This window comes from Bradyrhizobium sp. AZCC 1719 (assembly GCF_036924525.1).
GTDB lineage: Bacteria > Pseudomonadota > Alphaproteobacteria > Rhizobiales > Xanthobacteraceae > Bradyrhizobium.
The window spans coordinates 1,121,097-1,139,840 of sequence record NZ_JAZHRU010000001.1; the positions used below are offsets into that span (position 1 = coordinate 1,121,097).

15 protein-coding genes and 1 pseudogene are annotated in these 18,744 nt (G+C 64.0%); 7 read left to right on the forward strand and 9 right to left on the reverse strand.

Annotated features, from left to right (window positions below; all coding sequences use genetic code 11):
- The first annotated feature begins 709 nt into the window (after positions 1–709).
- From V1292_RS05420 to V1292_RS05440, 5 genes are all read left to right on the forward strand, one after another.
- Positions 710–1,678 (forward strand): VOC family protein, encoded by a 969-nt coding sequence (locus V1292_RS05420; RefSeq protein WP_334370856.1) that lies wholly within the window; start codon positions 710–712, stop codon positions 1,676–1,678.
- Positions 1,679–1,722: 44 nt separating this feature from the next.
- Positions 1,723–1,956 carry an antitoxin gene (locus V1292_RS05425; protein WP_334370858.1) on the forward strand — a complete coding sequence of 78 codons (234 nt, stop codon included), beginning with the start codon at positions 1,723–1,725 and terminating at the stop codon, positions 1,954–1,956.
- 5 nt (positions 1,957–1,961) lie between these two features.
- Positions 1,962–3,437, forward strand: coding sequence for an amidase (locus V1292_RS05430; RefSeq protein WP_334370860.1), 1,476 nt, complete (start codon positions 1,962–1,964; stop codon positions 3,435–3,437).
- Positions 3,438–3,523: 86 nt separating this feature from the next.
- Positions 3,524–3,976, forward strand: a complete 453-nt coding sequence (locus tag V1292_RS05435; RefSeq protein ID WP_334370862.1) for a hypothetical protein — start codon at positions 3,524–3,526, stop codon at positions 3,974–3,976.
- 92 nt (positions 3,977–4,068) lie between these two features.
- Complete coding sequence (locus tag V1292_RS05440; protein WP_334370864.1) at positions 4,069–5,478, forward strand: hypothetical protein; 1,410 nt, start codon at positions 4,069–4,071, stop codon at positions 5,476–5,478.
- A gap of 77 nt (positions 5,479–5,555) precedes the next feature.
- Here the strand turns inward: V1292_RS05440 and V1292_RS05445 are convergent, their stop codons facing one another.
- The 8 genes from V1292_RS05445 to V1292_RS05480 form a co-directional block, all read right to left on the reverse strand.
- A complete protein-coding gene (locus tag V1292_RS05445) occupies positions 5,556–6,575 on the reverse strand; it encodes a serine hydrolase (protein WP_334370866.1) in 1,020 nt (339 codons plus the stop codon).
- 480 nt (positions 6,576–7,055) lie between these two features.
- Positions 7,056–8,585 (reverse strand): ABC transporter substrate-binding protein, encoded by a 1,530-nt coding sequence (locus V1292_RS05450; RefSeq protein ID WP_334370868.1) that lies wholly within the window; start codon positions 8,583–8,585, stop codon positions 7,056–7,058.
- A gap of 43 nt (positions 8,586–8,628) precedes the next feature.
- On the reverse strand, positions 8,629–9,579 hold the full coding sequence (locus tag V1292_RS05455; protein ID WP_334370870.1) for an ABC transporter ATP-binding protein: 951 nt from the start codon (positions 9,577–9,579) through the stop codon (positions 8,629–8,631).
- On the reverse strand, positions 9,576–10,553 hold the full coding sequence (locus V1292_RS05460; protein ID WP_334370872.1) for an ABC transporter ATP-binding protein: 978 nt from the start codon (positions 10,551–10,553) through the stop codon (positions 9,576–9,578). The genes V1292_RS05455 and V1292_RS05460 overlap by 4 nt, the downstream gene beginning before the upstream one ends.
- Positions 10,550–11,431, reverse strand: a complete 882-nt coding sequence (locus V1292_RS05465; protein ID WP_334370874.1) for an ABC transporter permease — start codon at positions 11,429–11,431, stop codon at positions 10,550–10,552. The genes V1292_RS05460 and V1292_RS05465 overlap by 4 nt, the downstream gene beginning before the upstream one ends.
- Positions 11,428–12,345, reverse strand: coding sequence for an ABC transporter permease (locus tag V1292_RS05470; protein ID WP_334370876.1), 918 nt, complete (start codon positions 12,343–12,345; stop codon positions 11,428–11,430). Before V1292_RS05470 ends, V1292_RS05465 begins: the two co-directional genes overlap by 4 nt.
- A gap of 205 nt (positions 12,346–12,550) precedes the next feature.
- Positions 12,551–15,712, reverse strand: coding sequence for an ATP-binding protein (locus V1292_RS05475; RefSeq protein ID WP_334370878.1), 3,162 nt, complete (start codon positions 15,710–15,712; stop codon positions 12,551–12,553).
- Between the two features lie 209 nt (positions 15,713–15,921).
- Complete coding sequence (locus tag V1292_RS05480) at positions 15,922–16,215, reverse strand: hypothetical protein (protein WP_334370879.1); 294 nt, start codon at positions 16,213–16,215, stop codon at positions 15,922–15,924.
- Positions 16,216–16,750: 535 nt separating this feature from the next.
- On the opposite strand from V1292_RS05480, the pseudogene V1292_RS33825 reads away from it, so the two are divergent.
- Positions 16,751–16,852: pseudogene (locus V1292_RS33825) on the forward strand (PEPxxWA-CTERM sorting domain-containing protein); the annotation flags it as partial.
- Positions 16,853–16,868: 16 nt separating this feature from the next.
- Here V1292_RS33825 and V1292_RS05490 read toward each other — a convergent pair.
- Positions 16,869–18,113: an NAD(P)/FAD-dependent oxidoreductase gene (locus tag V1292_RS05490; RefSeq protein WP_334370883.1), complete on the reverse strand. Its 1,245-nt coding sequence runs from the start codon at positions 18,111–18,113 to the stop codon at positions 16,869–16,871.
- 208 nt (positions 18,114–18,321) lie between these two features.
- On the opposite strand from V1292_RS05490, the gene V1292_RS05495 reads away from it, so the two are divergent.
- Positions 18,322–18,612, forward strand: coding sequence for a hypothetical protein (locus tag V1292_RS05495; RefSeq protein WP_334366310.1), 291 nt, complete (start codon positions 18,322–18,324; stop codon positions 18,610–18,612).
- The last annotated feature ends 132 nt before the right edge of the window (positions 18,613–18,744 follow it).

The following is an 18,744-nucleotide window of genomic DNA, read 5'->3' on the forward strand; positions in this document are numbered from 1 at the left end:
GGTCCGCCGAAGCTTTTGCGAAGGCGGATCCGGCGCCTACGTCTTGCGCCTTTCGCGTCCATCGCATCTCACCGCACGTTCGTGACGATCGCGAGCGCCCCTCAATGGGTGAGACGGGCGGAGTTATGCATCTGATTTGCGTGACAAGTTAAGCGGAATATTTTTGATTCCCGGGCTTGACATGATTTCGGAAAATCAGAAGTGATTTGCCCGTCAGGGGTCGTCACAGACAAAGTCACAGAAATCATAGGGTGAGCAAAGCGCCCACCCTACAACTGCGACAGCCGCGGCTTGCTCACCCTCCCCTGGAGGGGTCCGAGACGAGCGAAGCTCGCTCGTGGGTCGCCGCGGAGCGGCGGGGTGGGGTGACGGTCTCACCTCACGATCAGTGCCCGGGTGGAGAGATCACCCCACCCCGTTTCGCATTTCGCTACGCTCATGCGAACCGACCCTACCCTCCAGGGGAGGGTGAGCAAGTGCCGCAGGGGGCAAAGCGAAGCGTGCCCATCATCGGGAAACGTGCTCGATGATAGATGGTGGGCACGGCGCGAAGAGCGCCTTTGCCCACCCTACGGGTGGCTGAAAAATAGCTTGCTCGGAGCAAAACGTTCTGCTGCAACGATAGTCCGGCCGGCCCTGTTGCGACGTTGCGGAGCATAGAACCGGCGCGGGATTTGCTTCGCTGGGCCGATCGAAAAACGGAGCTGTCATGAGCATCGACCTGACCCGCCGTACCCTCCTTCACCTCGTCGGCGCCTCGTCGTTGAGCGCGGCGGCCACGGCGGCAGCGTTGGCGGAAGGAGCGGCCGATGGCGCTGCCGGGCCGACCTTCGCCAACCGCACGCCGATGCGGATCGGCATGGTGACCTTGCGCGTGCGTAACCTCGATCTCGTCGCTGATTACTATCGCGACGCCATCGGGCTCACCGTCATGCAGCGCACGGCAACCGGCGCCCGCCTCGGCGCGGGCGGCGTGCCGCTGCTCGATCTCACCCTGCGCGCGGGCGCCGCCACCGCGGCGCGGAATGCCGCGGGCCTTTATCACACCGCCTTCCTGATGCCGACCCGCAAGGATCTCGCGCGCTGGCTGGTGCACGCCGCGACGAACAAAGTGCCGCTCTCCGGATTTGCCGATCACCTCGTCAGCGAGTCCGTCTATCTCGACGATCCCGAAGGCAACGGCATCGAGGTCTACGCCGACCGCGCGCCCGAAAGCTGGAAATGGGATGGCGGCACGGTCGCGATGGCGACCGACCCGCTCGACACCGACGGCCTGCTGACGCTGACAAATCCGCGCATCTCCAACTATGCCGGCGCTCCCGACGGCCTTCGCATCGGCCACATGCACCTGCGCGTCGGCGATCTCGAACAGGCCGACCGCTTCTATCGCGCCGCCATCGGCTTCGACCCGACCCGCAAGCGCACCGGCGCCGCGTTCCTGTCGTCGGGACGCTATCACCATCACCTCGGCATCAACGTCTGGCAGAGCGCCGGTGCCGGCCGGCGGGATGATGCGGCCACGGGACTTGCATGGTTTTCGCTCGAGGTCGCGTCGGAGGAAATCCTGCAGGCCCAGCAGCAGCGCCTGCGACAGGCGGGCGCGCCGGCAGCAGCGATTACGAACGGCATCGAGACGGCCGATCCCTGGGGGACGAAGGTGCGTTTGGTCAGGGTTTGAGCTATCTCAAACCAGCAGAATGACGCCATAGAGGCACCCGGCCCATGTCCCAGCACCGACGGGTTAGACTATTTCGCAACGGTCGCAATCAGGCGGTTCGTATTCCTGTGGAATTCGAATTACCTGGCGACGAGGCGATGATGCATCGTGACGCTGAGCGTTTGGTGATCGAGCCGGTGCGCAAGCGCGGGTTGCTCGCTCTGCTCAAGACGATGAAGCCGATCGAAGAAAACTTTGCTGCGATTGACGATCCGATACTGACGCCGCCAAGAGGATAGATTGCATGAACTTGCCGATGAGCTGGGACGAATGGGCCGATCATGACGGCGTCGCACTGGCCGCGCGTGTCGCAAAAGGCGAGCTGACGGCCAAAGAATTGGCGGCGCAGGCCGCCGCCGGCATCGCGAAGGTCGACCCCGCGCTGTCGGGTGTCGTCGAAGTGTTCGAGGATGCGGTCGCCGATCCCGCGACCGACGGCACCAATCTCGATGGTCCCTTTGCCGGCCTGCCCTTCCTGATGAAGGACCTCGGTCCGACATTGAAGGGCCGGCTGCAGGAAATGGGCTCGCTGTTCATGCGCGGCAATCGCGCCACCGCCGACACGTTCCTGACCAGAAAGATGCGCGCGGCCGGGCTCAATTTGATCGGACGCACCACCACGCCGGAATTCGGCGTCTGCAGCTCGGCCGACAATCCCGCCGTCTACGTTACCCGCAACCCCTGGAATACCGACTACACCACCTGCGGATCGTCGGCCGGCAGCGCGGCGATGGTCGCCGCCGGCGCGGTGCCGATCGCGCACGCGACCGACGGCGGCGGCTCTATCCGGATTCCCGCCGGCGTCAACGGCAATATCGGACTGAAAGTCTCGCGCGGCGTGTTCTCGCTGTCGCCGCACCTCTCCGATTTGAGCGGGCTGGTCTCGATTCAAGGCTGCCAGTCGCGCACGGTGCGCGATACCGCGGCCTTCGTCGATGCCTGCCGCGGTCCGGCGCCGGGCGAATTCATGCCGTTCTGGAGTCCGCCGGAGCCGTATACGCGGATGATCACACATGATCCTGCCCGGCTGAAAATCGCGCTGTCGTACCAGTGGGGCGATTATCGCGCGACGCCGCATATCGCAGCCGAGCTGCAGAAGGCCGGGCGCTTTCTCGAAGGCCTCGGACATCACGTCGATTACGCCCTGCCCGATCTGGACTATGGCGAAGCCTTCGCGGCGCAGACCACCTGCTACATCAGCAATTTTGCCGTGGTGATCGGCAACATGCTGGCGGCGCGCGGGCTGGAGCGGCCGCCGGAAGATCTGATTGAGCCGATCAACATCCGGATCTGGGAGCATGGCCGACACACGTCCTACGCCGACCGAGCGCGCATGCAGGCGGTGTTCAACACGACCTCGCGCAGCTTCGGCGCGTTCTTCGAGGAGTGGGACGTCATCCTGACGCCGATCACCGCGCTGCCGACGCCGAAAGTCGGCACCACGGAATATCTCACCATCAGCGACAATCCAGACGTGCTGGACTGGTTCGGTAACCTCTGGCGCAATTTTGCCTTTACCCCGCTCGCCAATCTCTGCGGCATCCCGGCGATCTCGCTGCCGCTCGCTACCCACGAGCACAGCCTGCCGCTCGGCATCCAGGCCATCGCCAAGCAAGCCAATGACGGGCTGTTGCTGCAACTCGCGGCGCAGATCGAGCGCGCGATCGGCGGCAAGTGGAATGCGGGGCAAAGGCCTGGCGTGCACGTGACGAGCGATTGACCGGCGCGCTCGTCAAACAATAGCATGTGGACGCGATTTGATTAGGGAGATGGGAGCACCGTCGCTCGGGCAAGCAGGAGGGCTTGATGCTGATCGACTGGAATGAACTAGAGCTTACGGTCGAGTTCGTCAGTAGCGGGCCGGTGGGCGCACACGAGGCCGTCCTCTGCCGGAGGACCGGCAAATTTCTTTTGCATACCGAACTGTTCGACGATGCCGACGATTGGCCTGAGGATGCCGATGACGAGGAAAAGTATCTCTCGATCCCTCACAAGAAGGAACTCGATCTCGGCAAGGCGCTGGTGTTTGAGTTCGCGAGGCAATTTCTTCCGGAAGAATACGATGAAATCCGGCGAATTTTCAGCAAGCGGGGCGCCTATGCGCGTTTTAAGGGTCTGCTGCAGCGAAGAAAAGCGCTCGACCGATGGTTCGAGTTTGAGAACAGGGCCACCGAAATGGCCCTGAGGGAATGGTGTGACGCCAATGGGCTAACGATCCGGAAAGGAGACCCACCGGCGCAAGAACCGGAGCAGCGTTGACCTGCCCTGTTGATTTCCCTGCCAACGAATTGCAGCCTGTCTTCGGAACGATAGAGTACGCCGCGGACCGAAACGGGTGGTGGAGCCGGAACATGGCACGCAAGCATTTGCTCGAAGGGCTGATGGAATGGGTGACCCGCGACGAATGGCGCGACCGGTTTGAGGTGGTCCTCGAATACCATGTACTGCCCGCTTGCGACGACACCGGCCTCGAGCCGGACGAGATCGTCTCGATCCTCGGCGAGGACAAGTTCATACGCACGGTCTGGGCCTGCGCCTTCGAGGACATGCTGACGCGGGAGTTCAAGGACGGCAGCAACATCGTCGATGACTACCTGAAGCACCAGGGATCGAAGGAACCGGCATCCACTCGCGCCTATATCACCGCATTGCGGAATTCGGTGGTGAGCCTCTATGAAGTGAGCGACGTCGTGCTCGATAAATCGTTCCGTGCGCGCGACCTCGTGCGTGGCGGCGAGCCGATCTTGATCAGCGAGCGCTTGGCAACCCGCTTCCTCAAACAATGGGACCGCTTCGCCGGACGCATCATACAGGTGGGAGGACGGACGCAGATCAGCGGAGCCGTGTTGCCGTACGAGCATCATTCATCGGAAGAGCTCATCGACGGCCTTCGCAGACTGGGGAAACTCACCAGGAAGGACAAGCAGGCGCTTGCCAGGTCGATCGGAGAGGAGTTCGACGCGGCCGTGATCGCCAGGCTCTCCGAGACTGAAAGGCTGCGTGCGACCAGCCCGACCTTCACGAGCATGTGGCTGGTTGACGCGATCGATCAGGCTCAGCGCGACCTTCCCGAGTTGCGGAATTTGGATGGTGATGAACTGCTGCTGTGCACGGTTTGCTATCCGCTTGCCAAGGGCACGACGGAGGATGAGATCCGCAGGGTGCTGAATTCGTGCGCGGACCTGCGATCGATCACCGCAACGCAATGGAATTGGATTGGCGGGAAGAAGCGCGGCAGGTCGTCGGCCGCCCGGACCCGATCGTCGGGACCCCTGACCGTCGAAACGACGCTCGATGACGGCGCGCTCTCGCTCGGCCATCTGGAGCTGGACGGCAGAACGCTGGTGCTGTCGGTCAATTCCCAGGAACGTTCGGAACGGGGACGCGCGTTGTTGTCGGCGGTGCTAGGCAAGCGCATCGGACAACCCTCGATCGAGGCCACGACCGTCGAGCAAGCGATCGCGTTAGACGATGCCGATGAACCCGAAGAACTCGATCTTTCGGACGAAGAGCACCGCGCTATCATCCACGAGACCATGGACCGGCACTATCGCGAGACGCTCGATCAGCCCGTCCCAGCGCTCGGAAACAAGTCGCCACGCGCGGCGGTCAAAACCAAAAGCGGACGGGCCAAGGTCGTCGACTGGCTCAAGATGATGGAAAACCGGACCGCGAAGGCCGGCGAATCCAACCCCGCGATGGCGAGTTACAGCTTCGACTGGATGTGGGCGGAATTGGGCGTCGCCGAGCTGAGAAGATAGCGGCAGAACCCGCGCATCAATGGAGGCCGCTACCCGCCTGGCAAGGGCGTCACGCCGAGTTGAAAGCTCGGCGCCATCTACATTCGTGATAGCGCCGGAAGCATACGGTAGCGAGCCATTTCTGTCGGAAAGTTGGCGCGGTTGGCGAGCAGGAGCACGCCGATCTTTCGCGCGGGGACCAGCCCCATATAGGCCGATGCGTTGTTGAGACCGCCCGGCTTGTCGACGATGCTTGACCCATCGACGTCGACATTTTCCCAGGCCATCGCCTGTCCGAACATCTCGCTCACACGGAACATCTCGCGCTGCGTCATCTGCAAGGCTTCGCGCAACTGCGGATCGATCGCTCTGCCGTCGACACAAGCAGCAAGGAAGATCGCCAGATCCCGCGCCGACGAGAACATCTGTCCGGTCCCGGCGAAATGGTAATAGCTCTGCTGGTTGCCCGGCGGCCCGATTGGCGTTCCGTCATCGGAATAACCCTGGACGGCGCGCTGCATGAACTCCGGACTCATGATGGCGCGATTGTCCGGCCCGCGGTCCGGAAGCAGCGTCGAGTTCATGCCCAGAGGCTTCAGGATGCGGGTTTCGACGAGCTCCTTGATTGGAAGCCCATACCGACGCTCGAGCGCGAGCTGCAACAGCACATAGCCGGCGTGCGTGTAGACGCGCTGCCTGCCCGGCTGCTCGCCCTCATGGGGAGTCCAGGCGTTGAGTATGTCGAGAAACTCGGCCAACGAGTACGTCTCGTTGGGCCAGGGCGGATGATCCGTCGCCAGCAGCAGGCCGGACGTATGGCTTGCAAGCTCGCCGATCGTGACCCGACGAATATAATCCCCCCGCAATTCGGTGATGTACTTGTCGATGGGATCGTCCAACCTCAATTCGCCACGAAGCGTTCCGAGCGCCACCAGCGTAGCCTCAAACACCTTGCGCATGGACGCGATATTGAACAGCGTGTCCTGCGTAATTGTCGTTTTCCTGGCTTGATCCGCGAAGCCGTAATTGAAAAATTCCACGCGGCCTGCGATGTAAACTGCGGATGCGGCCCCGCCCGGATGATCAGCCTTCGCTTCGGGAGCGAGGTTGCCTGCCACGATGTCTCGAACCCGCGATTCCATTTCAGGGTCGGCAATGCCAACTGGCGCCGAACCGGGCAGGCAGGCAAGCAGAAAGGTCAAGCCTGCAGCGCGACACCACCATCTGATCGAAGTCGTTGCCATTTGGGCATGTACCGCGAAATCGCCAGCCGCTGTTGTCAGCCGGGCGATGCGGTGATCGATGGAAACAACATGACAGGTCCGCGCGGTAGTGGTGATCCCCGGGTTATGCTTCCAGCCGAAACGCGCTGTCCCTGCAATCGCTCCTCAAGAACACGGTCATTTGATGAAGCGGCATCCCGAAGTTTTCAAGGAACACCACCGTAGGCATCGCCTGCACGCCGCCGTCAACGGACCTGCGTTCGTTGCAGTCAGTCTGGGCGTGGTGGCCGCTTGATGATTGGAGCGGGATGACACATCTTCGAATCATCATCCCGCTTCATCGCTGCCTTCTCCGGGCAAACCGGTGCGCCGGCCCTACTTCCACTTCGCCAGATAGAAGCGCGGCAGCTCGTCCGGGTACGGCGTGAAGTCGAGCTGCTTGGAGTGGCCGTAGGTCGTCACATAGGTGTGCAGCGGCGCCCAGTAGGCCTGCTCGGTGATCTTCTTGATCGCCGCCGAATAGGCTTCCTTGCGCACCTCCGGGTTGATCGTTGATCCGCCCTGGAGCAGCCATTTCTGCACGTCGGGATCGCGCGCGTAGTCGTCGGCGCCGCCGTCGAAGTAGTTCGGCAGAATGGCCGAGACGTCGTTGATCGAATAGCTGCCCCAGCTTCCGAGATACATCCGCAGTTCGCCGGCCTTGGCGCGCTGGATCAGCGCCGCGGTCTGGAGCTGGTTGAGCTTGGCGCGGATGCCGACCGCGTGCAGGTAGTTCTGCACGGATGATCCCCATTGCGGCAGCACGTAGCTTGCAAGCTCCACATCAAAACCGTCGGGATAGCCGGCTTCAGTGAGAAGCTGCCTGGCCTTCGCGGGATTGTAATCGTAAGCCACCGCGGCTTCGGCATCGCAGCCGAACTGCGACGGGAAGCATGGCGCCGCCGGGACGCGGCTGCCGCCGGTGACGAGCTTGTCGGCGATCGCCTTGCGGTCGATCGCATGCCAGATCGCCTGACGCACCTTGAGCTTGGTCAGGGGATTGTCGGCGCCGGTGCGGCCGCCCGCGTCCATCGAGAGAAAGCCGATCCGCATCGATTCCTTGCGCACCGCCTGCAGATGCGGCATCCGGTTCACGGGCTCGAGCTGGTCCGGGTTCATGTTCCAGATCCAGTCGGCGCGGCCGGCGAGCAATTCCGTCATCTCGGTGCCGGCATCCGGCACGAAACGCACGCTCATCTTCTTGATCGCGGGCTTACCCTTGGGGCTGCCGGCCCAGTAGTCCTCGAAGCGCTCGAAGTCGATGGAGACGCCGGGCTCGACCTTCGTCACCCTGTAGGGACCCGCGCCGACCGGCGCCTTGGCGTAACCTTCCGCGCCGACCTTCTCGCGATAGGCCTTGGGATAGATCGGCAGCACCAGCGCGAAATATTCCAGCGCCGCCGGGTTCGGCCGCTTCAGCTTGACGCGCACCGAAAGGTCACCGGTCTTCTCCGCCTTGTCGATCCAGTTGTAGTTCGACGGGGTCGAGACGCGGCTCGCCGGATCGGCGACGATGTTGATGGTGTAAACGACGTCGTCGGCCGTCAACGCGCTGCCGTCATGAAACTTGACGCCGGGCCTTAAGCTGAACTCGATCGTGGTCGGATCCGGCAGCTTCCATTCGGTTGCGAGCAGCGGCTCCAGCTTGAAGGTGTCGGGATTGCGGTAGACCAGCGCGTCCCAGCCCTGGTGATGCATCACCACGCCGGTGCGCAAATTGTTATAGAAGGGATCGATGTTGGGCAGCGCGTCGCGCATCACGATCCGCAGCGTGTCGGCGGATTTCTGCGCGGAAGCGGGCAATGCAGCGACACCCGATAGAACCGCCGCCAGAATTGCAACGCCGAGCTTTTTTTGCATACGCATATCGCTCTCCATTTTTTCTACTACAGACGGCGCAAAACACGCCCTATGCCAAGTGACATTCTACCATCCCCCGGCGCGCGCGGACCATGGGCTTTGGCGCCTCATGACGGCAGCGTTCGACTGCGATGCGGCAGCGCGGGTTGAACCGGCAGCCCGGCGGAATGTTGGACGGATCCGGCATGGCGTCGCCGAGACCGATGTCCGGCACGCCTTTGCCCGGCTCCGGCGTCAGCACGCTTTCCAGGAGCGCCTGGGTGTAGGGGTGGCGGGGCTTGCGAAACAGCGCGTCGGTTTCGTTCCGCTCGACAAAACGGCCGAGATACATCACCGCGACTTCGCTCGCGACATGCTCGACGACGGCGAGGTTGTGGCTGATGAAAAGGTAAGTCAGCCCGAGGTCGCGGCGCAGGTCGGCCAAGAGATTGAGAATCTGCGCCTGCACCGAGACGTCGAGCGCGCTGGTCGGCTCGTCGCAGATCACGATCCGCGGCTCCAGCACCAATGCGCGGGCAATCGCCGCGCGCTGGCGTTGTCCGCCGGAAAGTTGCGCCGGCATGCGCTCGCCCATCGCAGCCGACAGGCCGACACGCTCGAGAATGCCGCCGACCCGGCGCTCGATCTCGCTGCGCGAGAACGTGCCCTGGGCTGCGAGCGGCAGCGCGACGATATCCTTGATGCGCCGGCGCGGATTGAGCGAGGCGAACGGATCCTGAAACACCGGCTGGATCAATCGCGCCCGCGCCTTGCGGTCGAGGTCGAACAGGCGCTTGCCGTCGACCAGCACGCTTCCCCCGGTCGGCTTGAGCAGCCCGAGGATCAGGCGCGCCAGCGTGGATTTGCCGCAGCCGGACTCGCCGACGATGCCGAGCACGCTACCGGCCGGCACGCTGAAGGTGACATCGTCGACCGCGACCACGCGCTTTTCCGCCGACATCAGCCCGGTGTGGACGCGGAATTCGCACCGCAGGTTCTCGACCTCGATCGCGGCGGTCATGCTGGTTGCAGCTCCGCCCAGTCCGGCTCGAGCCGGCAAAGATAATCGTGCGCCTCGCCCGCCCGACGCCGCGGTATCGCGCGCGCGCAGGTTTCGTCGGCGTGGGCGCAGCGCGAGCGAAAGGCGCAGCCGGCAAAGCCGGGCCCGATCGCCGGCACGACGCCGGGGATCGAGCCGAGCGGCCGATCGCGCTGCACGCGGCCGGGCACCGGCACGCAGGAGAGAAGACCGCGTGTGTAAGGGTGTTGCGGCGCGCGGAACAGTTCCGCGGTCGGCGCGCGCTCGACCACCTCGCCGGCATACATCACCGACACGTGGTCGGCGACACGCGCGACGATGCCGAGGTCATGGGTGATCAGCAGGATCGAGAGGCCGAGCTCGCGCTTGAGATTGGCGAGCAGCCGCAGGATCTGCGCCTGCACGGTGACGTCGAGCGCGGTGGTCGGCTCGTCGGCGATCAACAGTTCCGGATCGCACATCAGAGCCATCGCGATCATCACGCGCTGGCGCAGACCGCCGGAGAGCTGGTGCGGAAACTGGCCGAGCCGCATGCCGGGTGCGGTGATGCCGACGCGGCCCATCAATTCGGCGGCGCGGTCGAGGGCCGCCGCGCGCGAGCCGCCCTTGTGGCGCGTCATCACCTCCGCCATCTGCGAACCGATGGTGAAGGCCGGATTGAGGCTCGTCATCGGCTCCTGAAAGATCATCGCCATGCGGTTGCCGCGCAGGCGCGCCATCTCGCGGTCCGACATCGATGTGAGGTCGGTGCCGGCGAAGCTCATCTTTTTCGCCGAACGCTGGCCGCCGCGGGCGAGCAGGCTCATTACCGCCAGCGCGGTCACCGACTTGCCGCAGCCGGACTCGCCGACCAGGCAATGAGTCTCGCCTTTCTCGACCCGGAACGAAGCGCCGCGCACCGCCGCGGTGCGGCCGAACGTTACCTGAAGCTCCTCCACGTCCAAGAGCGCACTCATCGCAGCCGCTCCGCGCCGAGCAGATTGCGCAGTCCGTCGCCGACCAGATTGATGCCGAGCACCAGAACCGCCAGGGCTACGCCGGGGATCATGATCACCCAGGGTGAAAAGAACATGTAGTCCTTGCCCTCGGCGATCATCAGCCCCCATGACGGCAGCGGCGGCGGCACGCCCAGCCCCAGGAACGACAGGGCAGCCTCGAGCAGGATGGCCAGCGCCATCTCCAGCGTTGCCACCACGGCAAGGTGGCTCGCGATGTTCGGCAAAATCTCCTTGATCAGGATGTGCGGCATCGAGGCGCCGGCGCACCAGGCCGCGCTGACATAGTCGTGGTTGCGAACCTGCATGGTGGTCGCGCGCGCGACGACCGCGAAGCGGTCCCATAACAACAGCCCGAGGGTGGCGACGACGAGCCCGAGGCCCGATCCCATCAGCCCGACCACCGCAAGCGCGACCAGCACGACAGGGATCGACAATCGCGTCGTGATGGCGAACAGCACGAAATCGTCGACGCGGCCGCCGAAAAACCCGCCGAGCACGCCGAGCGTGATGCCGATCAGCCCCGACGTGATCACCGTCATGATGCCGATCAGGAGCGAAATGCGCGCGCCATAGACCAGCCGGGCGAGATAGTCCCGGCCGAGTTGGTCGGTGCCGAGCAGGTGCTCAGCCTGGCTGCCCTCCATCCAGAACGGCGGCTTGAGGCGATTGCCGAGGTCCTGGGTGAACGGATCCTGCGGCACCAGCACGTTACCGACGAGCGCCGCCGCGACGACGATCGCAACGATGGCAATCCCGATCGCAAGGCCGGCGGTGCCGATGCGCGAGCTACCTATGCTCGAAGGCTGCGGCGCCTGAATGGCAATCGGTTCGCTCATCCGGTCCTCAGCCTCGGATCAAGCAGCGCATTGAGGATGTCGGCCAGGAGCGTGAGGCCGATATAGAATACGGCCAGCACCAGCACCACCGCCTGCACGACAGGGAAATCGTTCTTGGCGATGCTCTCCCAGCCGAGATAGCCGACGCCATGCAGCGCGAACACCGTCTCGATAACAATGGAGCCGCCCAGCATGAAGCCGAGTTGGACCGCGGCGATCGACACCACGGGAATGGCGGCGTTGCGCAGCGCGTGCTTGAAGATAATGCGCGCCCGCGACAGGCCTTTGGCGCGCGCGGTGCGGATGTAATCCGAGGCCATCGCCTCGATCATGCCGGAGCGCGTCAGCCGCGTCAGCGCCGGGATCGCGGTAAAGGCGAGCACGATGCCGGGCATCACGAAATGCTGCCAGGTGCCGGTGCCTGAGATGGGCAGGATGCCGAGCTGCAGGCCGAGCACGATCATCAGGATCAGCGCCAGCCAGAAGCTCGGCACGGCTTGCCCGACCATCGTGAACAGGGTGACGCCGCGGTCGATCCAGGTGTTTTCGCGCAGCGCCGCCAGGATGCCGAGCGGCAGCGAGATAATCAAGGCGAGGCTTAAGCCCACCAGGCCGAGCGTCAGCGTGATCGGCAGGCGCTTCTGGATCAGGTTCGCCACGCTGTCCTTGAAGAAATAGCTCTGGCCGAAGTCGCCGACCATGGCGCGGCCGGTCCAGGCGAAGAACTGGACATGGAGCGGGCGGTCGAGGCCGTAGGCCTTGCGGATGATTTCGACGTCGGCCTGCGTCGCCTGCGGACCCGCGATCGAAACCGCGAGGTCGCCGGACAGCCGCGTCAGCAGGAATGCAAGCGTCATGACGGTCAGCGCGACCAGCACACCGAGAGCAAGACGCCGGGCAATCAGACGCAACATCAACAAACTCCAGCGCCGACCGGCGCGCAGGCGCAGTCCTCGGGTCGGCGAAGCAAGGGCAAGTGTCACCAAACTGTCGTCCCATGCAAGGGACGATTGCAACGATTTCCCAACGCGACGCCTGCCTGTTGCGACGATGCAATGTGTGTGCCATTGCAGGCTGCAATCATGCGACAAGCATCTAGCGGGCCGCAATTGTTCCAGCTTATGGGCGAGATTCAGGCCGTTCGAACTGGGTCGAAGGCATGCGGCGGGCTTCCGCGATCCTTCGCGGTGCGCGTGCCTTTCTGAAGCCGACCAGCGCCGCTGCAAGATGGGCGCGTGCGGCTCTTCTATCGGGTTTGCGCGCGAACAGTGCGGCGAGGTCGGCCCGGGTTCTGGCGGTCTCGAACGCGGCGCCGCAGCGTTCGAATGCCGCCAGGGCGCGCAAAAGTCGCGCCTCGGCTTCGCCAAAATTGTTCTGGGCGATATCGATGCGCCCGAGCGCCCGCAGCGCCAGACCGGAGCTGAAGGTGAATCCGTCGGACTGGTCCAGTTCCAGCGCCCGCAATGCCGTCTCGCGGGCGAGGTCGAGATCGCCGGCAAGAAGCTGGGCTTCGCTCAGGAAGGCGAGAGAACGGACCTCGCCGCTGCGAACCGGGCTCCTGCGGAGCTGAACCACAACCTCGCTGAGGATCTTGATCGCGGTCTTCGCATCGCCCTTCTCCACGTAGGCAAGGCCCATCGATCCCCTGACGAGGTTTGAGACCATCGGATCGCGCGAAAGCTGGAGGCTCTGCTCCGCCGCTTCGATCGCGGCCTCGTGGTCGCCGCGCAAGGCCAGCGCCCAGGCGATCACCGAACCCGCTAGTGCGACAATCCGCGGCCAGCCGATGGCACGGCCGATGACCTGTTCCTGCCTGGCCGCATCAAGCGCGGTCGCGAGGTCACCCGCGACCACGCTGTTGAGCGCGAGGTCATGGTAGACCAGCCCAAGCCACTGCGGTTCGCGGGTCGTCTCCAACAGCGAAATCGCCCTGCTCGCATGGGCGGTGCCGTCCTGGGGATGACCGGTTTCGTAGGCGATCAGAGACAGCGCGTGCAACGCCTTGCCGATCGCGTCCGAATTGCCGGCGCGCTCCGCCTCGCTGAGCGCCCGTTCGCTGGCCTCCTTTCCTTCCGCATAGCGGCCCAGATAGAAGCAGGTCAGCCCGACGCGGAAATGATATTCCGATGTCAGAAGCGGATCGACCACCCGCCCGACATGCTCCGCATGGGTCTGCAAAATTTCCCAGATCTCGCGCTGGCGGCCGAGCATGGAGAGCACGAAGGTCTGGCGCAGGGCCAGGTCGAGCTTTTGATGGTCGCGCTCCGATGCCGGCAGCAATTCGGCCACATCTGCCGCCTGCTGAAACGCTCGCAAGGCGTCATCGAGGGCATAGCGCCGGCCTGCCAGGTCGGCGAACTGGATCAGGCTGGGTATGGCGCGGCGCGCATCGCCGGCCTGCACATAATGATGGCCGAGCTGATCGGCGATCTCCTCGCTATCGCCGCGGTGCAGCTCCTCGATGGCCTCGCCCACAGCCGCATGCAGCCAACGGCGCTGTTGGGGCATCAGCTGCTCGTAGGCGACGCGGCGTATCCAGTCGTGACAGAAGTCAACCCGCTCGCCCTCGGTGGTCAAGATGTGGCGACGCACCAATTGCTCGACGGCGATCGCCGCGTCCACCTCAGCGACCTTTCCGGCGCGGGCCAGCAGCGAGAAGGTAAAGTCGCGGCCGATCGCCGCTGCCACCGGCACCAGGCGCCTCGGCAATTCGGGCAGGCGTTCCAGGCGGGCCGTCACGAACTCGCGTATCAGGCTCGGCTCGCCTTGCCGTATGGCAGGGCGCTCATGGTCCAGCGACCGCACGGATTCGACGATGATGAACGGGTTGCCCTCGCTCGCCACCCAGATGTCCTGCGCGGCTTTTGCAGATTGCGGGCCGCGGCGGCCGGCCGGCAACAGTGCCTGGACCAGGGTCGCGGCGTCGGCTCGAGAGAGCGCGCCCAGCGGGACTTCGTCCAGTCGTCCGTCGCTCCGAAGCTCCTTGAGCGATTGCGCCAGCACCGGCACATCGATCAGCTCCTCGGGCCGCATGCTGCCCACGACGAGGATCGGCAGGCGATCGATGCGCCGGCCAAAAAACGCGAGGAAGCGCGCGCTCAGGCCATCGCACCAGTGCAGGTCCTCGAGAATGAAAACGGTCGGCTGCCCCGACGCCAGCTCCACGAGGAGCTGGGCAAGCGCGTCGAACAGCAAGGAATATTGCTCCGGCGCGGTGACCGGCTGGCTTGCGGACTGCCGCAGCTCGGGAAAGACGCGGACGAGCTGGGCATTGGCCGCGGCGCCGAGGCGGTCGCGGACCGCGGCATCGAGCACGGTGCCGCTTTCGCGCAACGCATCGATCCAGGCATGCAGCGGGAGGATCTGCTCGGTCTCATGGCAGCGTCCAATCAGGACGCGGACGCCCGATGGAACGTTGCCGACGAATTCGCGCAGCAGCCGGCTTTTGCCGATGCCCGCCTCGCCGCGCAACAACACGACGCGGCCGCCGGTATCGAGCATGTTGGTCAAGGCGACGTTGAGATGGCCCAGCTCGAACTCGCGGCCGACCATCTGGACTTCGTTGGCCCGCGCGTTGACGACTCGCGGCGAAAGCGAAGCAGGTCGCCGCTGACGGTCGGGACCGGGCCCGGCGCTGCGCAGAATGTCGCGGTAGACCTGCTGGGTCTCTTCCTCGGGCTCGACGCCGAGCTCGCGCTCGAACCAATCGACGCATTGCTGATATTGCTTCAGCGCCGCCGCGCGCTGCCCCTGCGCCAGCAACAGTCGCATCAAGGTGCGCTGCATCCGCTCCTGCGACGGATCGATGGCAAGCAAGCGACGGGCGGTTTGAATAGCTGCTTCAGGCGCTGCGGATGCCTGCCGGTCGACCAGAGCTGCCATCACCTCGATCGCAAGAGTATTCAGCCGGTCGCGCTCAAAACTGCGCCATTCATCGAATTCGGGCTCGTCCAGATTGAGGCCCGCCAGGAACTCGCCCCTGCATAGTTCTGCGATCCGCTCCAACCCGTCCGTCGTCTGGTCGGCAAGCGCCGCTTCCAGGAGCGCGACGTCCACCACCACGGCCTCGGGGTCGAGCGCAATCGCGCCATTTCGTGCCATCAGCAGCGGCTCGCCACCGGTCAACCGGCGGATGCTGACCAGGGCCTGCCGGAAACTCTGCCGGGCCAGGGTTTCCGAGCTATCGCCCCAGAACATCGCGGTAAGCTTTTCACGCGCATGAAAGCGACCGGCCGGAACGGCAAGGTAAGCGAGCAGGGCCTGTGATTTTTTCGTCGGCAAGGAGCGGGCACCATGCCCGCTCAGTCGGACTGACCAGCCACCGAGGAGATCGATATGGAGTTTGGTCCCGCCGCCGGGTCCGGACTGAGACATTGCTAATCGACTTCCAAAAGAAAATTGCAGCGGCACCTTAATGTTCTTGGTTTGATCTTTATTCAGCAGAGATCTGCGCGCCAGTCGCAGTTCCCGATGAGATCGTAAAATTACCCTTAAGCCGCGGCCAGCGATTTTTCACATCCTTTTGACGCCCGCCTGCTCGAGTCGCCCCGACGGCGCGCCGCCGGTGCCAGTCCCGAAATTTGATCACCGAATAATTTCATAACCGAACAATCGGAGCAGCAGATGAACAGGAAACCGGCAATCGCCCGCGTGGTCGGATTTGCCGCCAGCTTGAGGCACACGCAGCGACCTTCTTCGACCGCCTCACCGGCGGCACCCTCAATCCGAACCTCTCGATCAGCACCGCGCCACACGTTTTTCTTTGAAGGTAGGACGATCTCCATGAACCGATTCAAAAACCATCTCTTTGCTCTGTCGATGCTTACACTCGCTGGCACCCAGGCGGCCCCGGCCGAGGTTTTGGTGAACGGCGGCTTTGACACGACGCTTTCGCCATGGGTCGCAAGCGGGGACATCACCGTCGGATTGACTTCCGCGGCCATCATCGGATTCGACACCATATTTGGCAGCGCCAGCGGCAGGCTTTCGCAGTCGTTCACGCTCGCCAGCGGCGGACTGTTCGACTATTCGTTCAGGGCTGGACGTTCCGAGTCCTTTTGCTCGTGCGACGACGTCGAGCTGAGATTTTCAGTCGCGATCGACCGCATCGAGCTGTCGCCCACGCTCCCGGCCTATGACGCGGAGGGCTCCCACTCCATCTTAGCGTTGAACCTGAACAGCAATTACTCAGGCAATATCACGTTGGGCGCGGGTACGCACGAATTCACCTTCTTCTTCGCGCGCGGTGGACACGGGTTTGGGCGTTCCCCCTATTTTGGCATTGATGGCGTGAGCCTGGTCCAGCAGCAGGTCGGCGCCGTGCCCGAACCTTCGACCTGGGCGATGATGCTGCTCGGATTTGCCGGAGTGGGCTTCATCACCTATCGCCGGAAAGCAAAGGCGGCGACGGCCGCGGCGTGATCAGTCTTCGATCACGTCAAATGTAGCGGTTCGGAGCGAACTGCTTAACGTCATACGGCGGCGGCGCGCTGTCGATCATGGCGGCGATGGCGGCGCCGGTCGCCGGCCCGGTCGTGAAGCCGATGTGCTGATTGCCGAAGGCCAGCCACAGCCCAGCATGCCGCGGCGCCGGTCCGATCATCGGCAGGCTATCGGGCAGCGTCGGCCGCGAACCCCGCCAGGGTTCGCCGACGGCATCGCCGAACTCCACCACTTCGCGCGCGAGCGGGACCACCTGATCGAGTTGGTCGAACGAGGACGGCGCATCGCGATCGGTCAGTTCGACGCCCGAGGTGACGCGGATGCCCCGCTCCATCGGCGTCATGATGAAGCCGCCGTCGATGTCGTAGATCGGACGCCGCAACGAACGCGCCGGGTTCGGTTTGAATTCGCGATGATAGCCGCGTTCATAGGCCAGCGGCACGCGATAGCCGAGCGGCTGCAACATATCCGCAGACCAGGGTCCCAGCGCGGCCACCACATGCCGCGCCGAAATCTCGCCATCGGCCAGCACCACGCGCCAGCCATTGCCGTCGGGTATGATCGCCTTGATCTCCGCCTGCCTCACCCGGCCGCCGGCGTTCGCGAACATCCGCGCATAGGCCTTGACCACCTCGCCTGGCGAGTCGACCGAGGCGGTCTGGGTGTGCAGCAGGCCCACTTGATAAACGGGCACAATATCCGGCTCGAGCGCGGAGATGGCCTGGCGGTCGAGCCATTCGCTGGCGATGCCGTATTCGGCCAGCATGGCCTGCTCCCGCTTCGCCGCGAGAACCGCATCGCTGCGCCACGCCCTGAGCCAGCCGGTCTCGCGAATGCGATGTGCCGCGCCCGCTTGCACGATCCATTGTCGATGCAATTTCACCGATGCATCGATCAACCCGTGCAACGCGGCCGCGCGCGGCTCAAGTCGCGACGCGGCCGAACCGGCCAGAAAGCGCGCGACCCAGCCCGCGTTCTTCACCGCCCAAAGCGGATTCCAACGCAATGCCGCGTGGCGGTTGGTCAGGTATTTCGGCAGCGACGTCCACAGCGATGGATTGTTGAGCGGCGTGATCGAGCCGCTGCTGATGATGCCGGCATTGCCGTATGAGGTCTCGCTGCCCGGCTCGAGCCGATCGACGAGTACGACCGACATCCCGCGCTGCTGCGCGGCAAACGCCGTCGATACCCCGACGATGCCCGCGCCGAGCACCACGACATCCGCTTTATCTTCCGTCATCGGCTTTCCAAGCACTTTCCCAAGGAGATCTTACAAGGAGACCTCGCATCATGGTCGGACCACCGCCGACCGGCAACAGCGCAAAGTTCCCTTCCCAACAAATCATCACCAAAACGCCGCATGTGAGTCTGCAACCTTTCCGACGCCCATGGTTTCTTGCCCCGCGACGTTCGTCGCATTCCAGCCAACCTTCATAGGAGTTGACTATATGGCTGCACTACTCGGAAACCTGCTTGGTACCGTCGATGGCCTGCTTGGAACCGCCACCGGTGTACTTGGCGGCGCAAGCGCCAGCGGCAGCGCTTCTGCCAGCGCCAGCGGAACGGCGGACCTGTCGAATGTGCTCGATCTCGGCGCAGTCGTTGAGACCAACCCGAGCATCGACCTCTCGGCAGGGCTCAACGGTGTCGACGCCTCGGTTTCCGCACCGACTTTGATCGGCGCCAGCGCCGATGTCGGCCATCTCGATGTCGGTGGCCTTCTCCACGGCCTCGCCTAACTCCAGTTGAGTTCGGACATTTCAAAACTGCGCGGCGTGGGGAGCGCATCCCCACGCCACGTCTCCAATAATCATATGCGCTGCACGAATAGATCGTACAGCGCCACATCAACTCGCTTAAGGTGATTGCCG

Bases quoted from the DNA above. Each gene is read 5' to 3' on its own strand.
- V1292_RS05440 (WP_334370864.1), top strand. From the start codon at position 4,069: ATGGCACGCAAGCATTTGCTCGAAGGGCTGATGGAATGGGTGACCCGC.
- V1292_RS05420 (WP_334370856.1), top strand. From the start codon at position 710: ATGAGCATCGACCTGACCCGCCGTACCCTCCTTCACCTCGTCGGCGCC.
- V1292_RS05495 (WP_334366310.1), top strand. From the start codon at position 18,322: ATGGCTGCACTACTCGGAAACCTGCTTGGTACCGTCGATGGCCTGCTT.
- V1292_RS05435 (WP_334370862.1), top strand. From the start codon at position 3,524: ATGCTGATCGACTGGAATGAACTAGAGCTTACGGTCGAGTTCGTCAGT.
- V1292_RS05490 (WP_334370883.1), bottom strand. From the start codon at position 18,113: ATGACGGAAGATAAAGCGGATGTCGTGGTGCTCGGCGCGGGCATCGTC.
- V1292_RS05460 (WP_334370872.1), bottom strand. From the start codon at position 10,553: ATGAGTGCGCTCTTGGACGTGGAGGAGCTTCAGGTAACGTTCGGCCGC.
- V1292_RS05430 (WP_334370860.1), top strand. From the start codon at position 1,962: ATGAACTTGCCGATGAGCTGGGACGAATGGGCCGATCATGACGGCGTC.
- V1292_RS05480 (WP_334370879.1), bottom strand. From the start codon at position 16,215: ATGGAGATCGTCCTACCTTCAAAGAAAAACGTGTGGCGCGGTGCTGAT.
- V1292_RS05450 (WP_334370868.1), bottom strand. From the start codon at position 8,585: ATGCGTATGCAAAAAAAGCTCGGCGTTGCAATTCTGGCGGCGGTTCTA.
- V1292_RS05465 (WP_334370874.1), bottom strand. From the start codon at position 11,431: ATGAGCGAACCGATTGCCATTCAGGCGCCGCAGCCTTCGAGCATAGGT.
- V1292_RS05455 (WP_334370870.1), bottom strand. From the start codon at position 9,579: ATGACCGCCGCGATCGAGGTCGAGAACCTGCGGTGCGAATTCCGCGTC.
- V1292_RS05470 (WP_334370876.1), bottom strand. From the start codon at position 12,345: ATGTTGCGTCTGATTGCCCGGCGTCTTGCTCTCGGTGTGCTGGTCGCG.
- V1292_RS05425 (WP_334370858.1), top strand. From the start codon at position 1,723: ATGTCCCAGCACCGACGGGTTAGACTATTTCGCAACGGTCGCAATCAG.